Here is a 23352-nt window from a genome sequence, read left to right on the forward strand (position 1 = left end):
CTTTCCGGATCAGCTTTGCGTTAAATACAGTCTAGCCGATTTCTGCACCGCGCGCGTCACCTCGGCAAGGGCGGGCGCCATCACCCGCGCCACCTGCCACGTGAGCGGCACCGGCAGCGTGCTCTCCGGGATCAGCGGCATCAGCCGGCCGGAGCGGATGTCAGCCTCCACCATCGCCAGCGGGTTCATGCCCCAGCCCAGACCCGCGGCGGCGGCATCAATGAACGCCTGGGTCGAGGGCAGGAAGTGCGCAGGCGGTGCCAGCCCGGGCGCCACATTCCGCTCCAGCCACAGCCGCTGCAGATTGTCCTTTGCGTTGAAGATCATACAGGGCGCTTTTGCAGCGGCCTCCGCAGTCACCCCGTCCGGAAACCAGCGCGCCATGAAGTCCGGGCTGGCAGTCGCCGCGTAATCCAGCGTGCCGAGCGGATAGGCCTCGAACCCGGTCACCGGCTTGGAGCTCGCAGTCACCGCCGCAGAGACCTCTCCCCGTTTCAGCCACTCCGCGCTGTGGTCCTGATCATCGACCAGCAGATCGAACAGCACGCCATCCACCGCGGCCATCGCACCTATAAACCAGCTCGCCAGGCTGTCGGCATTGACCGCAATCCGCAGCCGCACCGGGCCGTGACCCGCCTCCAGCGCCAGCTCCCGCGCCAGCTGCGCCTCCAGCAGGCCGATATCCTCGGCGTGTTTGGCAATCCGAAGGCCTGCCGCGGTGCCGGTGCAAGGCGCCCCGCGCAGCACCAGCGCGGTGCCGATGCGGTCCTCCAGCGCCTTGATCCGCTGCGACACGGCCGACGGCGTCACGGACAGGGCATGCGCCGCCGCCTCGAATGTGCCAAGGCGCAGCACCGCGCTCAGCGCTGCCAGCTGGCTGGGATCCATATGCATTAGCAACTCTAATCTGACATAAATCTCTTTAACTGGATTAATCCCGGGCCGGGCATTAGTCAAACGCCAGCACACAAACGGAGACCTCTCATGCCCCCCAGCCTGCTTGCCGGCTTTGCCCTTGGCCTCAGCCTGATCATGGCGATCGGCGCCCAAAACGCCTTTGTCCTGCGTCAGGGATTGCGGCGCCAGCATGTGTTCTGGATCTGCCTCACCTGCGCAGGCTCCGACGCGGTGCTGATCACTGCGGGTGTCTTCGGCTTCGGCTCGCTGGCGCTGGCGCTGCCGTGGTTCGAGCAGGCGATGCGCTGGGGCGGTGCGGCCTTCCTGATCTGGTACGGCGCCCGCGCCCTGCGCGCCGCCTGGCAGGGCGGGGAGACGCTGGAGGCAGCGGAGGAGGGCGCAGGTGCCGCGCTGTTGCCGGTGCTGGCCACTGTGCTGGCGCTCACCTGGCTGAACCCGCATGTGTACCTCGACACGGTGGTGCTCCTCGGCTCGATCTCTGCCCAGTACCCGCAGCCGCTGGTCTTTGCTGCCGGCGCCACCATCGCCAGCTTCACGTTCTTCTTCACGCTGGGCTATGGCGCCAGCCTGCTGGCCCCGGTCTTTGCCCGCCCGCGCGCCTGGCAGGTGCTGGACGCCGTTGTCGGCCTGACGATGTGGGCGATTGCCGCCAAGCTCCTGCTGATGTGACGAACAGCCCCTGTTCGCGGGCTCCCCTAACGCCTGTGCAGAAACGCGCTACCTTTTCCTCATGACAGCAGACAGGAGGGAAGGATGAGCTGGAACCCGGCACTGGAACCGCAATGCCCCGAGGCGGGCGATCTCGACGCGATCGAAACGGTGATCATCCCGCGCGCCCGCGACATCGGCGGCTTTGAGGTCCGCCGCGCGCTGCCCGCGCCGCGCCGCCAGATGGTCGGGCCCTTTATCTTTTTCGACCAGGCCGGGCCTGCGGAGTTCCTGACCGGCCAGGGCATCGACGTGCGACCGCACCCGCATATCGGCCTGGGCACCGTCACCTATCTCTACGACGGCGAGTTCGAGCACCGCGACTCCCTAGGCACCCACCAGATGATCTATCCGGGCGAGGTGAACTGGATGGTGGCGGGCGAGGGTGTCACCCATTCCGAGCGCACCTCCGCCGCGACCCGTCAGGGCGCCAGCAGCCTGTTTGGCATCCAGACCTGGATCGCGCTGCCCGAAAGTCACGAGGATGCGCCCGCGACCTTCGAGCACCACGGCAAAGAGGCGCTGCCGCTTCTCGAAGGGGAGGGAAAGGCCGTCCGCCTGATCCTCGGTACTGCCTGGGGTGAAAAAGCGCCTGCAACCCTCCACTCCGAAACCTTTTACGCCGATGTGGTGCTGCAGGCCGAATCCAAGTTGCCATTGCCCTCCGACCACGAGGACCGGGGCCTCTATGTGACCCAGGGCTCGGTCGAAATAGCCGGCGAGACCTTTGAGGCCGGCCGTATGATGGTGTTCCGCCCGGGCGACGAAATCACCGTGACCGCGGGCCCCGAGGGCGCCCGGCTGATGGCGCTGGGCGGCGAGACGCTGAACGGGCCGCGCTATATCTGGTGGAACTTCGTTGCCTCCTCCCGCGACCGGATCGAGGCGGCGAAGGAATCCTGGGCCGCCGGTGACTGGCAGCACGGGCGCTTTCAGCTGCCGCCGGGCGATGATCAGGAGTTCATCCCGCTGCCGTGACGCCGCAGTGTTCCGGAGCAGAAAGCGGCTCGCCCTGAATTAATTCACATGTGAAGTCTTGTGCCGCCGCCCGAACGGGTGTTCTCTCACCTCATGAGCCAGACCGCAGAAACCGCACCCGCCGCCCACAACCCGCTCAAAGGGGTGTTCTGGATGGTGGTGACCGGTCTCTGCTTTGTCGCGGTGACGGCGCTGGTCAAATACTTGGGCAGCCGCATCCCGCCCGCCGAAAGCGCCTTTCTGCGCTATCTGCTGGGGCTGGTCTTTCTGCTGCCGATGATCGGCGCCTTGCGCAAGGCACGGCTGACCCCGCGGCTGTGGGGGCTATATGCGGGCCGCGGCGCGGTGCATTCCGCAGGCGTGATCCTGTGGTTCTACGCGATGACCCAGATCCCGCTGGCCGAGGTCACAGCGATGAATTACCTCTCACCGGTCTATGTCACTCTGGGCGCGGCGCTGTTCCTGGGCGAGAAGCTGGCGTTCCGCCGGATCACCGCCATTGCCGTTGCCCTGATCGGCGCGCTGATCATTCTGCGCCCGGGCTTCCGCGAGGTCTCGCCCGGCCACATCGCCATGCTGTTCACGGCGGTGTCCTTCGGTGCCTCCTATCTGATTGCCAAGTTCACCGTCGGCAGCAACAGCCCGGCGGTGGTGGTGGCGATGCTCTCGGTCTTTGTCACCCTTGGCCTTGCCCCCTTTGCGCTGGCGGTCTGGGTTACCCCGACGCTGGCAGAGATTGCGGTTCTGTTCGGCGTCGCCTGCTTTGCCACCGCGGGACATTACACCATGACGCTGGCCTTTGCCGCCGCACCGGTGACGGTGACCCAGCCGGTCACTTTCCTGCAGCTGGTCTGGGCCGCCCTGCTGGGCGCCCTGGTTTTTGCCGAGCCGGTGGACATCTGGGTGGTTTCGGGCGGCGGGCTGATCCTCGCTGCGGTCAGTTTCATCTCCTGGCGTGAAGCCAGGATCAAAAAGAAAGCAGCTACACCTTCCGGTAACCCGGCTGGGCTTTGATCGTCTTATAGATGTTACATGTCCGGCGTAAAATCGCGCCCTTAACGGTGTCAGCGGGGGCTGTAAATGGCGGTACTACTTTGGCTGCCGGCGCTTCTGCTGGCGGCTTTGACAGATCTGCATGCCGCGAATGCCGGGACGGGTATCTGCAATGATACCGGTGCCGTGCACCAGCTTGCGGTGACAGTTCGCGGTACTGGCGGCTGGGTGACCCAGGGCTGGCACGCTCTGGCGCCGGGCGGCTGCAGCAATCCCCTGCCGGACGGGTACGAGGGCCGGTTTTTCTATTTCCGCGCCGAAAGCGCGGGATACACCTTCAGCGACGACAGCATCCGCTTCTGCACCAAGGACGGCCCGTTCCGGATCGAAGGCAGCGGCGATTGCGCCGCCCGCGGTTTTCTTGAGCAGGGGTTCGCCCGGGCCCGCACCAGTGACAGCGCTCAGAAAATCCAGCTCAGCTCCCGCTCGCAGCCAGCAGAACCGCCCGGGCGGCACGCCGAAGCTGAGGAGACGACCTATACGGCGGATGTGACCTTGCAGGGGTGCAGCCGGCAAGTGGAAGGCGCTGCGGTGGCATGCCGCTTTGCCCGGGAAGGTGTTGAGATACGGGCCTTGAGCGGGAAGGCGGCAACTGCCCCCGCCTTTGCGCTGCTGATGGGGCTGGAGCAGGGCGCCCCGCTGACAATTGAGGGCAAGATGATCAGTTCCTATGGCGCTTACGGCGAGCTGGACCTGCACAGTGCCAAGCTGCGCGCGCCGACCCGCCACGACGAGATCCTGCAGCGGTTGCAAGGCGAGTGGGTTTCGGCAGCGGATCCCGGCGACAGGTTCACCATTTCCGGGGCGGTGCGCCAGGTCAGCTATATGGGCAGCGCAATGGCGCCGGAATTCATCGCGGTTCAGGACAGCTGCGATGGTGTGGACTTTACCGCCGATTTCCTGATGGCCCGCGACAGCGAAGGCGGCACCAGCCTGTGCTATCAGATCAAGTCGCTGAGCAGCGGCGAACTGACCCTGATCTATCTGCCGCGCGGCAACCGGCTGGTCTACCGCCGCCTGCCGGAAAGCTAGGGGAGGCCGGTCAGGGGATCACCAGATCCACCACCCGGTGCGCCGCGGCGCGCGCGCCCTCCGGTTCCAGCGGCTCTTCGGACTGCGCAGCCTGCAGCCAGACACCGTCCATATAGCATTGCAGCGCCTGGCGCGCGGTCTCGACCTGCCCGGCCGGCAGCAGCGCCCGCAGCTCGGCCAGGAAATGGCTGCGCACCCGGGCCCGGTTGATTCGGTGCAGGCGGCTGAGGCGCGGCGAATAAGGTGCGTTTGCCCAGAACTGCATCCAGATGCTGCACTGCGGGACGGTGAACAGATCGTCGGCAAAGTTCGCATTCATCACCGCATACAGCCGCTCTCTTGGCGTGCGCGCAGTGGCGTAACCCTCGCTCATCGCGCGCCTCAGCTTGCCTAGAAGATGCAGCATTGTGGCTTCCATCAGCCCTTCCTTGGAGCCGAAATAGTAGTTGATCGAGGCTGCCGAGGCCCCGGCCTCCCGCGCGATTTCCGCCATGGTTACAACGCCGTAACCGCGCTTGTGCACGGCGACGATGGTCGCTTCGATCAGCTCTTCGTTGCGGATGTCCCGGATGCGTTTCCTGCTCATGACAAAGTTGTGCGGCAATTGGGGCGCTGTTTCAACTGTTGTTCGCGCGAAATGAAATCTTGAACGGCCATTCAAAAAACCGTTTGGCCGGTCAGCCGGCTGTGTTATGTACCCGATCCATGTCTAGGGGCGGATACCGCCCGGAAATGGGAGGGACATATGACCTACATAATCTCATTCGGGATTCTGCTGGCCTTTGCGCTGGTGGCGTTCTGCGTGATCAAGTGGTGGAACGTCCGCAACGTCGGCGTGACCCCCGTTCACCTTTTCACCTTCATCGCAATCCTGTTCACCTCCGGCCTGGACGTGGGCCTGATCATGTTCCCGCTGGCCTGGGACTTCCCGCTTTATGCGGACACCGCGGCGGAACCGGCCTATGCCTTCACCAACCCGCTGGCGCTGGAATTCGGCTTCTGGGGCTTCCTGATCTGGGGCTTCTACTTCCTGACCACCTTCTATTTCTGCGTCATCGAACCGCGGGTGAAGTTTTTCGAGATCCCGCTGGTGAAGTGGATCAACAACATCGTGATCATCGGCACCTGCGCCTTCACCGGCGCGCTGTTCCTGATCTACCTGCCGTATTACGCCACCTTCATGGGTGACGGCGAGACGGTGATCCCGGCCTTCTATGTCATCACCTTCCTGGTGATCCTGTTTGCCGCTTTCTCCTCCACCGACATCAAATACGTCCGCATCCTGTCGGTCGGCTCCACCGGGCTGTTCCTGGCGCTGATCCTGGGCATGTGGGCCTATGCCGGCATGGGCCTGGGCGCGTTCGCTGATACTGCCTCCAACATCGGCGGCTACTTCGCGAACATCCACAAGTTCATCCTGCCGCTCACCGACTATCATGAGTTCTACCTGTTCTGGTGGTTCGCATGGTCGATCATGATCGGCCAGTTCACCTCGCGCTTTGTCGGCGGCCTCAAGACCTGGCAGGTTCTGGCAGCGCTGCTGATCTTCCCGTCGATCCCGCTGGGTGTGTGGTTCTCGGTGCTGTACTACTACCACCTGAACAGCATTGAGACGACGCTGCTGATCAACGTCTCCATGGTCGCGGTGGGCATCATCTTCGTGGTCAACTCGTTTGACTCGCTGATCCGCCTGTACACCGACAACCTGAATCTGACGGCCAAGCGCTTCGGCACCATTCCCTATGTGCTCGGCAACGCGGTTGTGCTCTTCGGCCTGACCCTGGCCTTCCAGAGCCAGTGGCTGCAGATCCAGTGGATCGGCACCATCGTGATCGGCATCTATGTGGCCTGCCTGGCCTACATCATGATCGCCAAGCGCAGCGAAGTGATGAGCATCGACGCCTCGCCCGAGGAAAACGTGCTCGACTTCGAGAAGATCAAGACAGCCCACTAAGGGCGGTCTCCCGGCTGGCCCCCAAGTTTCCCCGAATGAGGGGACCAGCCTCCAACTGCCTGGCAGCGCCTTCGGGCCTGCCAGGCGCCTTTCGAAGAAACATCGCCAATACTTGGGAGGTCCGCGATGAGTGCCCCGAATATCCTGATCCTGATGGTTGACCAGTTGAATGGGACACTTTTCCCGGACGGCCCCGCCGAGTGGCTGCACGCACCGAACCTGAAGAAACTAGCGGAACGCTCGACCCGCTTTAAAAACGCCTACACCGCGTCGCCGCTCTGCGCGCCGGGCCGCGCCTCCTTCATGTCGGGCCAGCTGCCCTCGCGCACCGGCGTCTATGACAACGCGGCTGAGTTCCGTTCCGACATCCCGACCTACGCCCACCACCTGCGCCGCGCAGGCTACTACACCTGCCTCTCGGGCAAGATGCACTTTGTCGGCCCCGACCAGCTGCACGGGTTCGAGGACCGACTGACCACCGACATCTACCCGGCCGATTTCGGCTGGACCCCGGATTACCGCAAGCCGGGTGAGCGGATCGACTGGTGGTACCACAACATGGGCTCCGTCACCGGGGCAGGGGTGGCGGAAACCTCCAACCAGATGGAATACGACGACGAGGTCGCCTACAACGCCACCGCCAAGCTTTATGAGCTGTCGCGCGGGCTGGACGACCGCCCCTGGTGCGTCACCGTCTCCTTCACCCACCCGCACGACCCCTATGTGGCGCGCCGCAAGTACTGGGACCTTTACGAGGACTGCGAGCACCTGCTGCCCGAAGTCCCCGCCATGGACTACGAGGACCACGACCCCCACGCCAAGCGGATCTTTGACGCCAACGACTGGCGCAGCTTCGACATCACCGAAGAAAACATCAAACGCTCCCGCCGCGCCTATTTCGCCAATATCTCCTATCTGGATGACAAGATCGGCGAGATCCTGAACGTGCTGGAAACCACCCGGCAGGAGGCGATCATCCTGTTTGTCTCCGACCACGGCGACATGCTGGGCGAGCGGGGCCTGTGGTTCAAGATGAGCTTCTACGAGGGCTCCTCCCGCGTGCCGCTGATGATCTCGTCGCCTGATCTGCCCGCCGGCCTCATTGAAACGCCTGTGTCCACCCTGGACGTGACCCCGACACTGGGCGCGCTGGCCGGTGTCGATATGGCTGAAATCGAACCTTGGACCGACGGCCAGAACCTGGTGCCGCTGGCCAACGGAACGGAACGCACCGAACCGGTCGCCGTGGAATACGCGGCTGAGGCGTCTTATGCGCCGCTGGTGTCGCTGCGCTATGGCAAGTGGAAGTATAACCGCTGCGCGCTGGACCCCGATCAGCTGTTCGATCTGGAGACGGACCCGCACGAGCTCACCAACCTGGCAGAGGACCCGGCCCATGCCGGCACCCTGCAAACCTTGCGCGCCAAATCTGAGGCCCGCTGGAACCTGGAAACCTTCGACGCAGAGGTCCGCGCCAGCCAGGCCCGCCGCTGGGTCGTCTACGAGGCCCTGCGCCAGGGCGGCTATTACCCCTGGGATTACCAGCCGCTGCAAAAGGCCTCAGAGCGCTACATGCGCAACCACATGAATCTCGACAACCTCGAGGAAAGCAAACGCTTTCCCCGCGGCGAATAACCTTAGCAACCGTTCAGCATCTCCCCTGCTGAAGACCCCCGCTGGAGACACACAACATGACACATCCCGCACAGCCCAAGGCCAGCCACTTCATCAACGGCGAATACGTCGAAGACACCGCAGGTACCCCGATCCCGGTGATCTACGCCGCGACCGGCGAACAGATCGCCACCGTCTACGCCGCCACCCCGGCCATCGTGGAGCAGGCGCTCTCCACCGCCAAGGAAGCGCAAAAGGCATGGGCCAAGATGACCGGCACCGAACGCGGCCGCATCCTGCGCCGCGCCGCCGACATCATGCGCGAGCGCAACCACGAACTGTCGGTGCTGGAAACCTATGACACCGGCAAGCCGCTGCAGGAAACCCTGGTCGCCGACGCCACCTCCGGCGCCGACGCGCTGGAATACTTCGGCGGCCTGGCGGCTTCGCTGACCGGAGAGCATATCCCGCTGGGCGAGGACTGGGTTTATACCAAGCGCGAGGCACTGGGCCTGTGTGTCGGCATCGGCGCCTGGAACTACCCGACCCAGATCGCTTGCTGGAAAGGCGCGCCTGCCTTGGCCTGCGGCAACTCGATGGTGTTCAAACCCTCCGAGACCACACCGCTCTGCGCCCTGAAAGTTGCCGAAATCCTGATCGAGGCCGGCGCCCCCGCTGGCATCTACAACGTCATCCAGGGCATGGGCGAGGTTGGCGGCGCGCTGGTCACCGACCCGCGCGTTGACAAGGTCTCGCTGACCGGCTCGGTGCCGACCGGCAAAAAGGTCTACGCCGCCGCTGCCGAGGGCATGAAGCACGTCACCATGGAGCTGGGCGGAAAGTCGCCGCTGATCATCTTTGACGACGCCGACATCGACAACGCCGTCGGCGGCGCCATCAACGGCAACTTCTACTCCTCCGGCCAGGTCTGCTCCAACGGCACCCGCGTGTTCGTGCAGAAGGGCATCAAGGAGAAGTTCCTCGCCCGCCTCGCCGAGCGCACCGGCAACGCCATCATCGGCGACCCGATGGACGAAGCTACCAGCTTTGGCCCGATGGTGTCCGAGAACCAGATGAACATCGTGCTGGGCTACATCGAAAAGGGCAAAGAGGAAGGTGCCCGCCTGATCTGCGGCGGCAAGCGGGCAGACAAGGACGGCTTCTTCGTTGAACCCACCGTATTCGCCGATGTGACCGACAACATGACCATCGCGCGCGAGGAAATCTTCGGCCCGGTGATGTCCGTCCTCGACTTCGACACCGAGGAAGAGGTGATCGCCCGCGCCAATGACACCGAGTTCGGCCTGTCGGCGGGCGTCTTCACCAACGACTTCAGCCGCGCCCACCGGGTGATCGGCCAGCTGGAGGCGGGCAGCTGCTTCATCAACTCCTACAACGACGCGCCGGTCGAGGCGCCGTTCGGCGGGGTGAAGGCATCCGGCGTTGGCCGCGAGAACTCGAAAGAGGCGATCAAGCACTTCAGCCAGGTGAAGTCCGTCTACGTCCGCATGGGCGACGTCGAAGCGGCATTCTGATTGCCCTTTGGGCTGACGCCCGCCCGCCCGCCCCGCCAGCCCAGAGGGCAATCAGGGCAGGGCGGCAGACTACCCGGAGCTGCCTGCCCAAGCGGGCAGCCCGAAGGCAAAGCAAGGCAGAGCCGGGCAGGCATGGCGCCACCGGTCTCAGCGATGGAGAGAAGCGATGAACGCGGATTATGTGATTGTCGGGGCCGGATCAGCCGGCTGTGCCATGGCCTACCGGCTCAGCGAGGCCGGCAAGAAGGTCCTGGTGATTGAACACGGCGGCACCGATGCCGGGCCGTTTATCCAGATGCCGGGCGCGCTCAGCTACCCGATGAACATGCCGCTCTATGACTGGGGCTACAAATCCCAGCCCGAGCCGCATCTGGGCGGCCGCGAACTGGTCTGCCCGCGCGGCAAGGTGATCGGCGGCTCCTCCTCGATCAACGGCATGGTCTATGTGCGCGGCCACGCAGGTGACTATAACCACTGGGCCGAAAGCGGCGCCGCAGGCTGGTCCTATGCCGACGTGCTGCCCTACTTCAAACGCATGGAAACCTGGAACGACCGCGGCCATGGCGGCGACCCGGACTGGCGCGGCAAGGACGGCCCGCTGCATGTGACCCGCGGCCCCCGTGACAACCCGCTGCACGACGCCTTCGTCAAGGCGGGCGAGCAGGCGGGCTACCCGGTCACCTCCGACTACAACGGCGAGCAGCAGGAAGGCTTCGGCCCGATGGAGATGACGGTCTACAAGGGCCGCCGCTGGTCCGCCGCCAACGCCTATCTGAAGCCCGCGCTCAAGCGTGAAAACTGCGACCTGATCCGCGCCTTCGCCCGCAAGGTGGTGATCGAGGACGGCCGCGCCGTCGGCGTCGAGATCGAACGCGGCGGTAAGGTCGAAGTGATCCGCGCCAATGCCGAGGTGATCCTGGCCGCCTCCTCGCTGAACTCCCCCAAAATGCTGATGCTCTCCGGCATCGGCCCGGCCAAACACCTGGCCGAGCACGGCATCGACGTGGTCGCCGACCGTCCCGGCGTCGGCCAGAACCTGCAGGACCACCTGGAATTCTACTTCCAGTTCGCCTGCAAGCAGCCGATCACACTGTTCAAGTACTGGAACCTGTTCGGCAAGGGCCTTGTCGGTGCCCAGTGGATGTTCACCAAGACCGGCCTGGGCGCCTCCAACCAGTTCGAAAGCGCCGCCTTCATCCGCTCCGACAAGGGCGTGGATTACCCGGACATCCAGTACCACTTCCTGCCGATCGCGGTCCGCTACGACGGCCAGGCGGCGGCAGAGGGGCACGGCTTCCAGGCCCACGTCGGCCCGATGCGCTCGCCTTCGCGCGGGGAGGTGACGCTGGCCTCCAGCGACCCCAAGGACGCGCCGAACATCCTGTTCAACTACATGTCGACCGAGCAGGACTGGATCGACTTCCGCAAATGCGTGCGCCTCACGCGGGAGATCTTTGCCCAGGACGCGATGAAGCCGTTCCTCAAGCACGAGATCCAGCCGGGTGCCGACCTGCAGACCGACGACGAGATCGACGGCTTCCTGCGCGAGCATGTGGAAAGCGCCTATCACCCCTGCGGCACCTGCAAGATGGGCGCGGCGGAGGATCCGATGTCGGTGGTCGATCCGGAATGCCGCGTCATCGGTGTCGACGGCCTGCGCGTTGCCGACAGCTCGATCTTCCCGCGGATCACCAACGGCAACCTCAACGGCCCCTCGATCATGACCGGCGAGAAGGCCTCTGACCACATCCTGGGCCGCCGCCTGCCGTCCTCCAACGCAGAGCCGTGGTTCAACCCGAACTGGCGCGAAGCGCAACGCTGATCCTGTTGCGCTGCCAGCAAGCCGCCCGCCACCTCCCCTTTGTGCGGGCGGCTTACTTTCCGCAAAATTCTTTCTGAAAATCAGCGCGCCGCGCACATCTTTTGATCCGCGTCAAAGTGGCGGGGCGGGGGCGGGCATATTCTGCATCCGACCCTAGGAAGAAGGAGCGAACAGGTGTCCCATACTCCCCATGAGCTGTCCGAGGAATTCCCGGAAAAGGCTGCGCTGATGAGCCAGCTGAAGCAGTCGGATGCGCATTTTGCCAAGCTGTCGGATGAGTATCACGAAGTGAACCGGGCAGTGCACCGGGCGGAAACCAACGTGGAGCCGGTGAGCGAACAAGCCGAAACCGATCTGCGCAAGCAGCGCGCCGCCCTGAAGGATGAGATCTGGGGGATCCTGTCCAAGGCATAAGGCCCGGACCACAATCCAGCAAAGGGGAAGGAGCGCCGGTGGCGCTCCTTTTCAGTTACTAGGGCACGGCGCGGTCCGCGGCGCGCTTCACGCGCGCGTGAAATCCATGGTCCAATTCGTTTCCCAGGTCTTGCCGCCGTCCTGAGACATGGCCTGTTCCCAGCGGGGGGTCTCAGTTCGGGTGTGCAGCCAAAGAAACCTGACCGCCACGGGGTCACCCCGCAGGGTATCTTCTGCAAAGAATGAGCCGGTACCGTCCTTGAACTTGCCGATCACTGGCACGTCCAGCTGATGCGGGTCGTTGGCCGACAGCCACCATATGGCCCAGGTCTGGCTGGCCGTATCAAAAGACCGCAGCGCGATTGCCCGGTAGGCCCCGCCAGGAAATTTGAGAAGATTGTCTTCGACATTACCATTCCCGCCCAGCACATGCCGGGTTTCCGAGGTGCCTGGGAACTCTTCCCATTCATCGCAGCCAGCCAGGCGCTCTTTCAGCCTGCGGTGGCGCACATTCCATCGGCCGATCTCAAAATCGAAATCCCGGGATATGCTGAGATTCTCTTCCATAGGCTGTCCCCTTGCGGCTTATAAACTTTAATTGTTCCTGTTTTGTTCTTGGTTGACCGCGAAGTCAAGGATGATGCCTCGCCGTGTCGTGCCTTGGCAAATTGAGGGGGTGATTTCCCCTTCTCTTCATATTGTCAGCGGTTGAAATCCCTCGTGATTTCTTCAGTCCGGGCCCGAGATCATGGCGGTGCCGGGCAGGGGGCAAAGTGAAACAGGGTGCCGTAAACACCGCGCCGTGCCGAAGGGCGGGATCCGGGGCTTCGGTCCGCAGCATGCGGCTGAATAGAAGCATCCTGAGAAACGGGCGCCCGACGGAACTTTTTTACAGCCAAAGTTGCCATGCGATTCGCTGCGGTCGGTTTGATCTCGAATGGGAAACAATGCTGCACCATCCAGCCAATGTTGACCGAACCCTCCGCCAGATGAGGCAATTTTGGTGAATTTAAGGCAAATTCGTCAAAATTGTGACCGGACGCGCTACGTATAGCCTGCAGCTCAGGTTTGACCTCAGACCGGCTGCTGCGCAGCAGTGTGCGAGGGAGCAACCGTATGGGACACATCTATCAGCCGGGCCTTTGGCAGGAGATTGAAGGGACACCAGCCGAGGTTTCCGACGCGGAAATCATTGCGGCGGTTCGAAGCGTGATCCGGGAAGACACGGCAGTGCGTACTGATGAAGAAAAACCTGCACCGCGCCGGTTGCGCCATTGGCAGCCAGCCCCACAGGATCAACCCAAACAGCCGCCGGCAGCTGCCGTTCAGGCGGAACGCGCCCTGCTGGCCCGCCTGCTGGACCGTTTGCGCGGCTGACAATCCCGCCCGGATTTCCGTAGGCCTGCCGCAGCTCACCGCTGAAGGCGGCACAGTGCCGCGCAGCCGCCGCAGGCCTTACTCCGCCGCGGCCTTCCGAAGAAACGCTTCACCTGCTGCAAGCCCCGCATCCCAGGTTGCCTGGATCTTCTCCGGATCGGTAAAATCGATCTTGTCCGCGGGCACCTCGTCCTCAGGCCAGACGTACAGCCGCCCGGCGACGTCCGGCAGCCGCTTGTAGAGGCGCGTCAGCAGCACCAGCGTACGCCCCTTGTTCGGCTCCGGCATCGGCGCCTGATCGGCCATGCCGCCGTCGATCACCGCCCGCCCGTTCCAGCGCGGCGGCTCGAACACCGGCGGGATGGTGGCGGCGAACCGCACCAGATCGGCCAGCCGGCCCTCCCGCGCCGCCGCATTTGCGTCCACCAGGCTGGAGGTCACGCCAAACCGCTCCGCCCAGTTGAAATGCGGCGAGCCAACCAGGTGCAGCTCCGCCTCATAGGCCATCGTCGCCAGGCTGCCGGTCAGCCGCGCCCAGCGGTCGGAGGGCGGATGGCCGATCAGGATCTGCGCCTGCGGCCCGGCAGCCACCCGCGCCATGGCATCGCCGTCCAGCGACCGGGTGACCACGTCCTCATAGACCTGCTGATGCGGCGTCAGTCCGCCCTCGCCGGGCTGGTGCCAGTTGATGTTGCTGACGGTTTTCCGGAAGGCGTCCTTCATCTCCGCCAGCACCCGCTCGCCACGGCCCGCAAGGAACCCCGCCAGCGTCAGCGCGCCGCCGGACACCCCCGTCACCCGGGCCGGGCTCAGCGGCAGTTCATCCTGCACCACATGCAGAAAGCCGCCCTGCCAGAAACAGCGGCAGCCGCCGCCGGACAGGACCAGTTGTTCGAAATCCGCCATGACCCTAACCTAGGACGCGCAGCGCACGCAGGCCAGCCGCAGCCTCAGCTCACCTCATAGGGCAGCACGCCGCGCTGGTCGGTGTTGATGGTCAGCCGCCGCTCCAGGGGCGGGACAGAGCGCTGGTGGCAGTCCTTGCGCTCGCAGATGCGGCAGGAAATCCCGATCGGCTCATAGGCGCTGTCCTGGCTCACATCCAGCCCGTCGGCATAGACCAGCGCGTCCGCGTGGCGCACCTCGCACCCCAGCGCAATCGCATAGCGGCGCACCGGCGCACCGAACGAGCCGCCCGGTTTCGACACATCCCGCGCCAGCGAGATATAGCGCACCCCGTCCGGTGTCTCCGCCAGCTGCCGCAGGAACCGGCCCGGGGTCTCAAACGCCCGGTGCACGTTCCACAGCGGGCAGGCGCCGCCGAAACGGGCAAACTGCAGCCGCGTTGCCGAGTGGCGCTTGGTGATGGTGCCTGCCTGATCGACCCGCACAAAGAAGAACGGCACCCCCTTGGCGCCGGGCCGCTGCATGGTCGAAAGCCTGTGCGCGATCTGCTCGATCGAGGCGCCGAAACGGATCGCCAGCAGCTCCAGGTCGTGCCGGCAGGCCTGCGCCGCCTCCAGAAACCGCGTGTAGGGCATCAGCGCGGCCCCGGCGAAGTAGTTGGCCAGGCCGATCTTGGCGATGGCGCGGGCCTCCTCGCTCTGGAACTTTGCAAAATCCAGCGTCGCCTCCAGCAGCTGGTTCTGCCGCAGCAGAGCCACCTGCAACAGCATCTGGAACAGCTGCGTCTGCGGGGCGGAGCGGTTGGACAGATGCAGCACGCCCGCCTCCGCATCATAGTGGCGCAGCCCCTCCATCTCGGTCTGCTTCACGGCAACCCCGCCGCGCTCCAGCTCTGCCACTGCCGCTGCGCGGATATCGCTGGTGGCGGCAAAATGCTCTGCCGCGCGGTCGACCGCGTCGATGTAGTTGTCGCAATAGTGGAAGAAGTCCCGCACCTCTTCCCAAGGGCTGGCCTGGATACGCGCATCCTCCCGCCCCAGCGCCTCATCCAATGAGGCAAGGCGTTCGTGGGTCTGCCGGTAGGCCTGGTGCAGAGTCAGAAACGCCCGCGCCAGCGCCGGCGCGTTCGACGCCGTCAGCCGCAGATCCGCCAAGGGCGGCGCATCATCGGCAAACACCGGATCCGCCATCGCCTCGCGCATGTCGCTGACCAGGCGTTCGCTGTCGCCGGCGCTCAGCTCGGTCACATCCATGCCGAATTCCTGCGCCAGCGCCAGCACCACCGTGGTCGACACCGGGCGGTTGTTGTTCTCCATCTGGTTCAGATAGGGCAGGGAAACCCCCAGCTTGGCGGCGAAATCCTTCTGCGTCAGCTCCAGCCGCTGCCGCATCTCGCGCAGCTTGGCGCCGGCGTAAAGTTTCTGGGTGGCCATGAGGCGTGCCTTTGCAAATCGAACTCCTGCGAAGAGTATAATTGCAAAGGGTGCCCTGCAAGCCTGCGGCAGAACTTATGCGCGGATCTGCCGCTCCCGCCAGACCACCAGCAGAATTGCAACCAGCCCGCAGGCGGCGGTGGCAAACATGATCGCCAGAAGCGGCACCGCCGTGGAACCCGGCACCAGCATCATCCCGGCAAAGGCGCTGAGCGCCGCGCCTGCGCCGATCATAATCGCGCCGCTGAGGCCGGAGGCCGTGCCTGCCAGATGCGGCCGCACCGAAATCGCGCCCGCGGTGGCATTGGGGATCGCCATGCCATTGCCAAGCCCGACAAAGCACATGAGGCCAAAGAAGGTCCACACAGTATCTGCGCCCGCCATCGCAATCAGCAGCGACAGCAGCACTCCGCCGCCATTGATCACGCAGCCCCACAGCACCATGCGGTTGACCCCCAAACGGGTGGAATAGCGCCCGGAGATGAAGTTGCCGGCAAAATACCCCACCGCAGGCGCAGAGAAGTAAACGCCCAGCTCTGCCGTGCTGAGGCCGTAGACCTCGGTGCCGACAAAGGGCGCGCCGCCAAGGTAGGCGAAGAACGCGCCCGAGGCCAAACCGGAAGACAGCGAATAGCCCCAGAACCGCGGCGAGCGCAGCAGCTCGGGATACTCGCGAAACTGCGCCATCAGCGTCTTGCCGCTCTTGTGCGCGGTCTCGCCAAAGTCGGTGAAGGTGATCATCAGCGTGGCCGCACCGACCAGGAACAGCAGCCAGAAATTGGCCTTCCAGCCCATCCACTGATCCAGGAAGCCGCCGATCGCCGGGCCGATCATCGGCACGATAGCCATGCCCATGGTGACATAGCCGATCATGCTGGCGGCCTCGTTGGTGTCATACATGTCGCGCACCGCCGCGCGGCTCAGCACCATGGTGGCCGCGACCGCCGTTTGCGCCACCCGGAACATCAGGAATATCTCCGCGGTGGGCGCATAGATGCAGCCCAGCGTGGCCAGCAGGAACAGCACGATGCTGCCCAGGATCACCGGCCGCCGCCCCATCTGGTCGGAAATCGGCCCGACAAAGATCTGCACCACCGCATTGCCCGCCAGATACAGCGCCACCGACAGCTGCATCACCCGGTAGTCGACCGCGTAATACTCCGACATGCCCGCCAGCGACGGCAGATGCAGGTTCATGCCAAGCGCCGACAGGCCGGCGAGCAGGATCAGGGTGAAAATGCGCGGGGGCGTCCGCTGTCCGGACACGCGGGTATTATATGTGGACATACCATCGGGTTAGAGCAGTCCGGGGCGGTTGTCCATCAATCCTCTGCGCGGCTGCGCACAGGCTTGCCGCAGCGTCAGAATACCCTTGCATGAAAATCGCGGCGTCACCTATGGTTGCTTAGGCAGCGCATATTTTCGCGCATTTTCCCTAGGCCGCCCCTTTGTTGTGTTGAGGTGATACATGGCCAATACCCCGGATCCGCTTGCCAACAACCCTGCCATCCGCCAGTGGGCCGAACGGTTTTATGCCATTAAGGCCTGGACCATGCCGGATATGGCGGATCCCGCGGATGAGGAACTGGAGGCCCGGCGCAAGGCGGCGCTGGCGGAACTGGCCAAGATCACCATCCCCGCCACTCTCAGCTCCGGCGCCCGGCGCAGCCTGGCGGGCGGGCGCAAGGCGCTGAAAAAGGAAATCCTCAGCGCGGGCGGCGCGGATGCTTTCGATCAGATCGACAGTGATATCCAGGAACTGTCCAGCCAGCTCGCCGCGCAGACTGCCACCGCCGCGGCCCGCGGCAAGGCGCAGGCCGCCCAGGCTGAGGCTGAGGCCAAGTTTGCCGCCGTGCGCGACACCCTCGATCAGGGCGCTTTCACCTATCTTGAGGGGCTGATTAAAGCCGCGCACACAGCGATGGCCGCTGCCGTCACGGCCACTGACTTCGAGGCGGTGGAGGCGCAGGCCAAGGACATGACCGCCAAGGCGGAGGCCGCCAATACATACGGCCTCTACTTCGACAACTGGACCCGCGCGACCCTGTCGCTGATCGAGCCTATGGGCGATCCGGGCAAGGGTACCGCCACAGCCGCCCGCAGCGCGCAGATGAAAACTGCGGCAGACCATTCCAAGGCCGGCGATTTCGGCGCAGCCAAGGCGGCGCTGGAGTCCTGGAAGGCCAACCTCGGCGACGAGGGCGACATGGCCAAGGCGCTCAGCTTTGACGCTCTGCTGGCGGATTACATGGCCAACACCCATGACCGCTGCGACTTCATCCTGTCCAGCATGGTCCCGGACGCCAAGGATTACCGCAACCACCTGAAAAACGCCAAGAAAAAGGCCTATAAGGAGCAGAAGTACACCGAAGGCGAGGCGCTCTTGCAGGAGCTGATAGATTACAGTTCCCCGGAGCGCGGCGCGCTGGCCAGATACATGCGCACCTTCGATGCTTCGCTGAAGGCGGACAAGGGTTTCCGCGACGCCTTGGCGGCGGCTGATACCAAGCAGAATTTCAAGGGCACCAATGATCCTGCCGGCGCCATGGCGGATTTGAAGGTCTGGGAGGGGGCCAACAAAGTGCTGATGCGCCAGAGCCGGTCCAAGCAGATCGTCAAGGCGCTGGAGAAGAAATACCAGGCGCTCCGCCAGGTGCTGACAGAGCCGGAGCTGTCCGATCTGACCGCCACCTGGGATGCGCATAAGGCGCTGGCGGACGCCGGCAATTTCGACAAGGACGCAGGCGCCCCGCAGTATCACGCCAAGCTCAATGAGCTGTTCAAACTGGAGAAGGTGGTGGATGAGCGCCGCGAGATGGCGCTGATCCTGCAGCGCTATCCGGCGGCTGCGGGGTACGATTTCCAGAAACAGGTGGCAGACGCCCTGGCCGCTAAAAAATACACCGAAGCAGTGGCCGCGGTCCCCGGGGCGCTGGCGCTGCTGCGCGCGATGCCTGCCTATCTGGACGCCCGGATGGCCGCAGAGGATCTGCTGGCAGTGCTGCCCGGCGATGCGGATGAACTGACCGGCCCGCTCGATGCTGCGATCAAGGCGGCAGAGGCCACCGCCCGCGGCGGCGATCCGGCCAAGGCTGCCAGCAATCTGCAGGCGGTGCTGGACGGCACTGATTACATGGACCTCGTGCTGGCCATGGCGGACTACCGCGCCAAGCTGGCCAAAGTTCAGAAAGAGCACAACCGGACCAAAAAATACCTCGACCTTACACCGGCCAAAGACAAGCTCGACGAGTCGCTGAAAACCGCCACGGACCGGGCGGACAATGACAAGGAATACGGCGACGCCTTCCTGATGCTGGACACCCACCAGAAGCTGCTGCAGCAGGTCAAGCCCATGGCCACCGCGCGGTTTCAGGTGCAGGGTATCCTCAAGGCGCTGGAGCGGGCCGGCACGGACGCCGGCAAGCTGACCCCCTTCAAGGAGCGGGTCGCGGCGGCCGAGGATGAGGCCAGGAAACCCGACTTCCCCGAGGCCAAGACCGCCTTCGACGGCATCCGCACCGACCTGCAGGCGCTCTGCAAAGAAGCCGCCGAGGACTGCGAGGCGCAAGACGGCGTGGACAGCAACGCGGGCCACTCGCTGGACCGCCACGGCCCGGACGTCAGCGACGACGACCTGATCCAGCGGCTCAAGACAGGCAAACCGCCGAATGCCAAAACCGACGACGAGCGCTCCTACACCGGCGCCTCCTCCAAGTTCCACAGCCCGCAGGACTGGCTGGCCGGCCGCGAACTGGCGGCCCAGGCTGCGCTGGACAGTGATGAGAAAATTGACATCAACGTGACCAAAATGGATGTCTCGGGCAATCCGCTGGACTGGCCCGAGGAAAACTTCGACTGCACCGTCGAGCACGGCCGCCCGATCGACAAGGCCTTTGTCGGCCACAAGAAACACGTGCGCCTCGACGACAATGGCGAACCGATCCCCGATAAGACCTACGAGACCTTTGAGGAGATCGAGGGCCTGACCCGCGCCTATGTGAACTTCATCTGGGAGCCGGACAAGCTGCCCGCCGAAACCACCCCCTTTCCTGCCGATCCGACGGACCACCCCGAGGAAAAGGCCCAGGACAACGCCGACTACGTCGAGAAGTACAAAGAGCGGCACAACACCGCTCCGACGGAGATCCCGGGCCGCTGGGTGATGATGCAGCAATATCCGGTCGCCGACGGCTGGGACAATGAGACCAAGACTTACACCAACGCCAATCCGGGGAACATGATCCCATGAAAATCCGCAAGGAATTGATCGCGGGCTACACGCGTCTGCTGACCATGGGCCGGGCCGTCAACGCGCCCGATCCGATGGCCGATCTGGCCCAGTTCGACGCCGACATCCGCGCCATGCACAGGCGCGCCCACAAGGACGGCAACCTCGACTGGCTGCGGCTGGCGCTGGACTCTCTGATCGCCAATCCGCGCGGCCGCATCGGCCAGTTCGCGGGCCAGCAGTACCCCTTCGACGACGCCGAACTGCAGGCGCTGTTCCGCCGCGCCTATGAGACGATCTGGCCGGATCAGCCGCTGTCAGAGCCCGGCGATGAGGCGGATCTGGAGTTCGTGGATATGAGCGCAGAGGACTGGGCCGCGGCCACCGGCGCCAGCTAGGAGTACACCATGGCAGACCAGGCTTTTGATTCCGACGCCGTCCTGAAGCTCCTGAAAAAGTCCAAGGCTTCCGGCAAGGAGCTGCCCTTTGCCTTCGGGCTGGCGGGCAAACCGGAAAACTGCGGCCTGATGATCGACCTGCGAAAGCCTGGCAAGGTGCTGCGCGGCGACTTGAAGAAGATGCCGGGGATCAAGAAAACCTGCTTCGGCACCCTGCGGGTGGAGGAAAACGAGGTTTTCCTGCGGCCGGAAAAGCCGCTCAAGGGCATCGTCAAGCAGCTGAAGAAGAAGTTCAAAACCGAAGGCATGGTCAAGTTCAAGCCGGTGCTGGTCGGCCCCGACGGCAGCATCATCGACGAAGACAGCCTGCCCGATGACGATGCTGTGCTGCCTGAAACCAGCGCGCCGGAACAGCCGGATGACGGCATGGCAGCAGTGTTGAAGCAGCGCATCGCCGCCGCCGCGGAAACGGTCAAGGCGCTGGGCAAACCGGAGCTCGCGGCCAAGCTCGCGCCGGAGATCAAGGCCAGCGCCAAACTGCTGGGGCAGGGCGACCACGACGGCTGCGCCGCCCGGCTCGACCGGCTGGAGGCGGCGCTTGCCAAGCTTCAGGCGCAGCCCAAACCGGCCCCCGCGCAGTCAGAGCAGGCTGCCAAGCTGAGCAAGCTGCTGGCGGCGCAGGCAGCCAGGATCAAAACCCTGCCGCCGGAGCAGGCCGCACCACTGGCCGAGCAGGCCCGCGCCATTGCCGCCAGCCTCAAATCCGGCGCCCTGCCGGAGGCCGCGGAGGGGCTGAAGGCGCTGATCGCTGCCCTGGACGCCCCGGCAGAGGCGGAGCAGACCCAGGCCGACCCGATGGAAATCTGGCAGGCCGCCAAGGAGGATGTCGACCGCGGCGTCTCCAGCCTGCAGGACGCGCTCAAGGCGCAGAACCACCCGGTGCTGGCGCAGATCGCCGATGCCGGGCTGGCCGGCGCCACCGACGGCAATCAGACCGCCCTGATGAAGGCGCTGTTCGAGATGAAATCCGCCACCGGCGACGCCCGCAAGGCAGCGGCGCAGGCGCTGCTGGCCCAGATCGCCGCGTACCTCAAGTTCCTCAAGGATGATCCGGTGATCACAATGGTCGAGGACAACCCCTTTGGCGTCTCCGTCCCGGTCAAGGCGCCGCTGACGGCAGCATTGCGGCAAATGGCGGATATCGCAAAAGCGGCCTGACCCCGCTGTCCGGCCAGCGCCGCACAGCGGGCAAAGGACGCCCGGACTTTGCTGATTTTCAGGTTTGCTAACACCATATGCAAACGGTTTGCAAATTTGCGAAAATTACCTTTGGCTTGCTGCGCGCGCAATATATGGTCCCGGTGAAATCTACAGGGGACATGTGCCATGAAAGACATTCTTTCCGAGCTGGAAGACCGCCGCCAGGACGCGCGGCTGGGCGGCGGCCAGCGCCGCATCGATGCACAGCACGGGCGCGGCAAGCTGACAGCCCGCGAACGGATCGAGCTGTTGCTGGACGAGGGCAGCTTCGAAGAATTCGACATGTTCGTCAGCCACCGCTGCGCCGATTTCGGCATGGAAGACAACAAGCCGGCGGGTGACGGCGTGGTCACCGGCTGGGGCACCATCAACGGCCGCCAGGTCTATGTCTTCTCCCAGGACTTCACCGTGCTGGGCGGCTCGGTCTCCGCGACACACGCGCAAAAGATCTGCAAGATCATGGACATGGCTGTGCAGAACGGCGCGCCGGTGATCGGCATCAACGACTCCGGCGGCGCCCGCATCCAGGAAGGCGTCGACGCGCTCGCAGGCTACGCCGAGATCTTCCAGCGCAACATCATGGCGTCCGGCGTGATCCCGCAGATCTCTGTCATCATGGGCCCCTGCGCCGGCGGCGCAGTCTACAGCCCGGCGATGACCGACTTCATCTTCATGGTCAAAGACACCTCCTACATGTTCGTGACCGGCCCCGACGTGGTGAAAACCGTGACCAACGAAGTGGTTACGGCTGAGGAACTGGGCGGTGCCTCCACCCACACCCGTAAATCCTCCGTCGCCGATGGCGCCTTTGAAAACGACGTGGAAGCCCTGGCCGAAGTCCGCCGCCTGGTCGATTTCCTGCCGCTCAACAACCGCGAAAAGCCGCCGGTGCGCCCGTTCTTTGACGAGCCCGGCCGCATCGAGACCAGCCTCGACACCCTGATCCCGGAAAACCCCAACAGCCCCTACGACATGAAGGAGCTGATCACCAAGGTCGCGGACGAAGGTGACTTCTACGAAATCCAGGAGGATTTCGCCAAGAACATCATCACCGGCTTCATCCGTCTTGAGGGCCAGACCGTGGGCGTTGTTGCCAACCAGCCGATGGTGCTGGCGGGCTGCCTCGACATCGACTCCAGCCGCAAGGCCGCCCGTTTCGTGCGCTTCTGCGACTGTTTCGAGATCCCGATCCTGACCTTCGTCGACGTGCCGGGCTTCCTGCCGGGCACCTCCCAGGAATACGGCGGCGTCATCAAGCACGGTGCAAAACTGCTGTTCGCCTATGGCGAGGCCACCGTGCCCAAGGTCACCGTAATCACCCGCAAGGCTTACGGCGGCGCCTATGACGTGATGGCCTCCAAGCATCTGCGCGGTGACTTCAACTATGCCTGGCCGACCGCCGAGATCGCGGTGATGGGCGCCAAGGGCGCCACCGAGATCATCCACCGCGCCGATCTGAACGATCCCGAAAAGATCGCCCAGAAAACTGCGGAGTATGAAGACCGCTTCGCCAACCCGTTTGTGGCGGCCGAGCGCGGCTTCATTGACGAGGTGATCATGCCCCAGTCCACCCGCCGCCGGGTCAGCCGCGCCTTTGCCTCCCTGCGGGGCAAGCAGCTGAAGAACCCGTGGAAAAAGCACGACAACATCCCGCTGTAACAGCGGATGTGTCAGCGGGGGCTGTCTGCCCCCGCACCCCCGAGGATATTTTTAAGCCAGATG

General features: G+C 64.3%; 20 protein-coding genes. 14 read left to right on the forward strand and 6 right to left on the reverse strand.

The genetic code is table 11. The annotated features are described in order from the left end of the window. Positions 1–9 precede the first annotated feature (9 nt). The gene (locus ACXAED_RS14800) at positions 10–894 is read right to left on the reverse strand and encodes a LysR family transcriptional regulator ArgP (protein ID WP_475050985.1); all 885 of its coding nucleotides are present in this window, start codon (positions 892–894) and stop codon (positions 10–12) included. A 90-nt stretch (positions 895–984) separates the two neighbouring features. Here ACXAED_RS14800 and ACXAED_RS14805 point away from each other — a divergent pair, with 90 nt between their 5' ends. The 4 genes from ACXAED_RS14805 to ACXAED_RS14820 all read left to right on the forward strand — a co-directional run bounded on the left by ACXAED_RS14805 (position 985) and on the right by ACXAED_RS14820 (position 4689). After that, complete coding sequence (locus tag ACXAED_RS14805) at positions 985–1587, forward strand: LysE/ArgO family amino acid transporter (RefSeq protein WP_475050987.1); 603 nt, start codon at positions 985–987, stop codon at positions 1585–1587. 84 nt (positions 1588–1671) lie between these two features. Then, positions 1672–2604, forward strand: a complete 933-nt coding sequence (locus tag ACXAED_RS14810) for a pirin family protein (protein ID WP_475050989.1) — start codon at positions 1672–1674, stop codon at positions 2602–2604. Positions 2605–2697: 93 nt separating this feature from the next. Beyond that, positions 2698–3618: a DMT family transporter gene (locus ACXAED_RS14815; protein ID WP_475050991.1), complete on the forward strand. Its 921-nt coding sequence runs from the start codon at positions 2698–2700 to the stop codon at positions 3616–3618. A gap of 66 nt (positions 3619–3684) precedes the next feature. Beyond that, complete coding sequence (locus ACXAED_RS14820) at positions 3685–4689, forward strand: DUF1036 domain-containing protein (protein WP_475050993.1); 1005 nt, start codon at positions 3685–3687, stop codon at positions 4687–4689. A 10-nt stretch (positions 4690–4699) separates the two neighbouring features. Here the strand turns inward: ACXAED_RS14820 and betI are convergent, their stop codons facing one another. Then, positions 4700–5275 carry a choline-binding transcriptional repressor BetI gene (gene betI / locus ACXAED_RS14825; RefSeq protein WP_475050995.1) on the reverse strand — a complete coding sequence of 192 codons (576 nt, stop codon included), beginning with the start codon at positions 5273–5275 and terminating at the stop codon, positions 4700–4702. Between the two features lie 159 nt (positions 5276–5434). Between betI and ACXAED_RS14830 the strand changes: the two genes are divergently transcribed. The 5 genes from ACXAED_RS14830 to ACXAED_RS14850 all read left to right on the forward strand — a co-directional run bounded on the left by ACXAED_RS14830 (position 5435) and on the right by ACXAED_RS14850 (position 12028). Further along, positions 5435–6643, forward strand: coding sequence for a BCCT family transporter (locus ACXAED_RS14830; RefSeq protein WP_475050997.1), 1209 nt, complete (start codon positions 5435–5437; stop codon positions 6641–6643). Positions 6644–6769: 126 nt separating this feature from the next. Beyond that, complete coding sequence (betC, locus tag ACXAED_RS14835; RefSeq protein ID WP_475050999.1) at positions 6770–8278, forward strand: choline-sulfatase; 1509 nt, start codon at positions 6770–6772, stop codon at positions 8276–8278. Between the two features lie 56 nt (positions 8279–8334). Then, positions 8335–9792 carry a betaine-aldehyde dehydrogenase gene (gene betB / locus ACXAED_RS14840; RefSeq protein WP_475051001.1) on the forward strand — a complete coding sequence of 486 codons (1458 nt, stop codon included), beginning with the start codon at positions 8335–8337 and terminating at the stop codon, positions 9790–9792. A 166-nt stretch (positions 9793–9958) separates the two neighbouring features. Next, positions 9959–11614, forward strand: coding sequence for a choline dehydrogenase (gene betA / locus ACXAED_RS14845; protein ID WP_475051003.1), 1656 nt, complete (start codon positions 9959–9961; stop codon positions 11612–11614). A 174-nt stretch (positions 11615–11788) separates the two neighbouring features. Further along, on the forward strand, positions 11789–12028 hold the full coding sequence (locus tag ACXAED_RS14850) for an HP1242/YdcH family protein (RefSeq protein ID WP_475051005.1): 240 nt from the start codon (positions 11789–11791) through the stop codon (positions 12026–12028). 87 nt (positions 12029–12115) lie between these two features. Here the strand turns inward: ACXAED_RS14850 and ACXAED_RS14855 are convergent, their stop codons facing one another. Next, entirely contained in the window at positions 12116–12595 is a 480-nt protein-coding gene (locus ACXAED_RS14855) for a DUF1579 domain-containing protein (RefSeq protein ID WP_475051007.1), read from the reverse strand. A 501-nt stretch (positions 12596–13096) separates the two neighbouring features. On the opposite strand from ACXAED_RS14855, the gene ACXAED_RS14860 reads away from it, so the two are divergent. Beyond that, positions 13097–13405, forward strand: coding sequence for a hypothetical protein (locus ACXAED_RS14860; RefSeq protein WP_475051008.1), 309 nt, complete (start codon positions 13097–13099; stop codon positions 13403–13405). A 78-nt stretch (positions 13406–13483) separates the two neighbouring features. Here the strand turns inward: ACXAED_RS14860 and ACXAED_RS14865 are convergent, their stop codons facing one another. The 3 genes from ACXAED_RS14865 to ACXAED_RS14875 form a co-directional block, all read right to left on the reverse strand. Beyond that, positions 13484–14311, reverse strand: a complete 828-nt coding sequence (locus ACXAED_RS14865; protein WP_475051010.1) for a patatin-like phospholipase family protein — start codon at positions 14309–14311, stop codon at positions 13484–13486. 44 nt (positions 14312–14355) lie between these two features. Next, on the reverse strand, positions 14356–15744 hold the full coding sequence (locus tag ACXAED_RS14870; protein ID WP_475051011.1) for a helix-turn-helix domain-containing protein: 1389 nt from the start codon (positions 15742–15744) through the stop codon (positions 14356–14358). Positions 15745–15819: 75 nt separating this feature from the next. Next, entirely contained in the window at positions 15820–17031 is a 1212-nt protein-coding gene (locus tag ACXAED_RS14875; protein ID WP_475051013.1) for a multidrug effflux MFS transporter, read from the reverse strand. Between the two features lie 181 nt (positions 17032–17212). Between ACXAED_RS14875 and ACXAED_RS14880 the strand changes: the two genes are divergently transcribed. The 4 genes from ACXAED_RS14880 to ACXAED_RS14895 all read left to right on the forward strand — a co-directional run bounded on the left by ACXAED_RS14880 (position 17213) and on the right by ACXAED_RS14895 (position 23289). Continuing rightward, the gene (locus ACXAED_RS14880) at positions 17213–19993 is read left to right on the forward strand and encodes a hypothetical protein (RefSeq protein WP_475051014.1); all 2781 of its coding nucleotides are present in this window, start codon (positions 17213–17215) and stop codon (positions 19991–19993) included. Beyond that, positions 19990–20370 (forward strand): hypothetical protein, encoded by a 381-nt coding sequence (locus tag ACXAED_RS14885; protein WP_475051016.1) that lies wholly within the window; start codon positions 19990–19992, stop codon positions 20368–20370. Before ACXAED_RS14880 ends, ACXAED_RS14885 begins: the two co-directional genes overlap by 4 nt. 9 nt (positions 20371–20379) lie before the next feature. After that, positions 20380–21588: a hypothetical protein gene (locus ACXAED_RS14890; RefSeq protein WP_475051018.1), complete on the forward strand. Its 1209-nt coding sequence runs from the start codon at positions 20380–20382 to the stop codon at positions 21586–21588. Between the two features lie 168 nt (positions 21589–21756). Then, positions 21757–23289: an acyl-CoA carboxylase subunit beta gene (locus ACXAED_RS14895; protein WP_475051019.1), complete on the forward strand. Its 1533-nt coding sequence runs from the start codon at positions 21757–21759 to the stop codon at positions 23287–23289. Positions 23290–23352: the final 63 nt, after the last annotated feature.

Source organism: Leisingera sp. ABM4_103 (genome assembly GCF_056158685.1).

Coding starts and splice junctions, on each gene's coding strand:
- betB (WP_475051001.1), top strand. CDS start 8,335: ATGACACATCCCGCACAGCCCAAGGCCAGCCACTTCATCAACGGCGAA.
- ACXAED_RS14895 (WP_475051019.1), top strand. CDS start 21,757: ATGAAAGACATTCTTTCCGAGCTGGAAGACCGCCGCCAGGACGCGCGG.
- betC (WP_475050999.1), top strand. CDS start 6,770: ATGAGTGCCCCGAATATCCTGATCCTGATGGTTGACCAGTTGAATGGG.
- betI (WP_475050995.1), bottom strand. CDS start 5,275: ATGAGCAGGAAACGCATCCGGGACATCCGCAACGAAGAGCTGATCGAA.
- ACXAED_RS14810 (WP_475050989.1), top strand. CDS start 1,672: ATGAGCTGGAACCCGGCACTGGAACCGCAATGCCCCGAGGCGGGCGAT.
- betA (WP_475051003.1), top strand. CDS start 9,959: ATGAACGCGGATTATGTGATTGTCGGGGCCGGATCAGCCGGCTGTGCC.
- ACXAED_RS14815 (WP_475050991.1), top strand. CDS start 2,698: ATGAGCCAGACCGCAGAAACCGCACCCGCCGCCCACAACCCGCTCAAA.
- ACXAED_RS14865 (WP_475051010.1), bottom strand. CDS start 14,311: ATGGCGGATTTCGAACAACTGGTCCTGTCCGGCGGCGGCTGCCGCTGT.
- ACXAED_RS14870 (WP_475051011.1), bottom strand. CDS start 15,744: ATGGCCACCCAGAAACTTTACGCCGGCGCCAAGCTGCGCGAGATGCGG.
- ACXAED_RS14890 (WP_475051018.1), top strand. CDS start 20,380: ATGGCAGACCAGGCTTTTGATTCCGACGCCGTCCTGAAGCTCCTGAAA.
- ACXAED_RS14830 (WP_475050997.1), top strand. CDS start 5,435: ATGACCTACATAATCTCATTCGGGATTCTGCTGGCCTTTGCGCTGGTG.
- ACXAED_RS14805 (WP_475050987.1), top strand. CDS start 985: ATGCCCCCCAGCCTGCTTGCCGGCTTTGCCCTTGGCCTCAGCCTGATC.
- ACXAED_RS14875 (WP_475051013.1), bottom strand. CDS start 17,031: ATGTCCACATATAATACCCGCGTGTCCGGACAGCGGACGCCCCCGCGC.
- ACXAED_RS14885 (WP_475051016.1), top strand. CDS start 19,990: ATGAAAATCCGCAAGGAATTGATCGCGGGCTACACGCGTCTGCTGACC.
- ACXAED_RS14880 (WP_475051014.1), top strand. CDS start 17,213: ATGGCCAATACCCCGGATCCGCTTGCCAACAACCCTGCCATCCGCCAG.
- ACXAED_RS14800 (WP_475050985.1), bottom strand. CDS start 894: ATGCATATGGATCCCAGCCAGCTGGCAGCGCTGAGCGCGGTGCTGCGC.
- ACXAED_RS14820 (WP_475050993.1), top strand. CDS start 3,685: ATGGCGGTACTACTTTGGCTGCCGGCGCTTCTGCTGGCGGCTTTGACA.
- ACXAED_RS14855 (WP_475051007.1), bottom strand. CDS start 12,595: ATGGAAGAGAATCTCAGCATATCCCGGGATTTCGATTTTGAGATCGGC.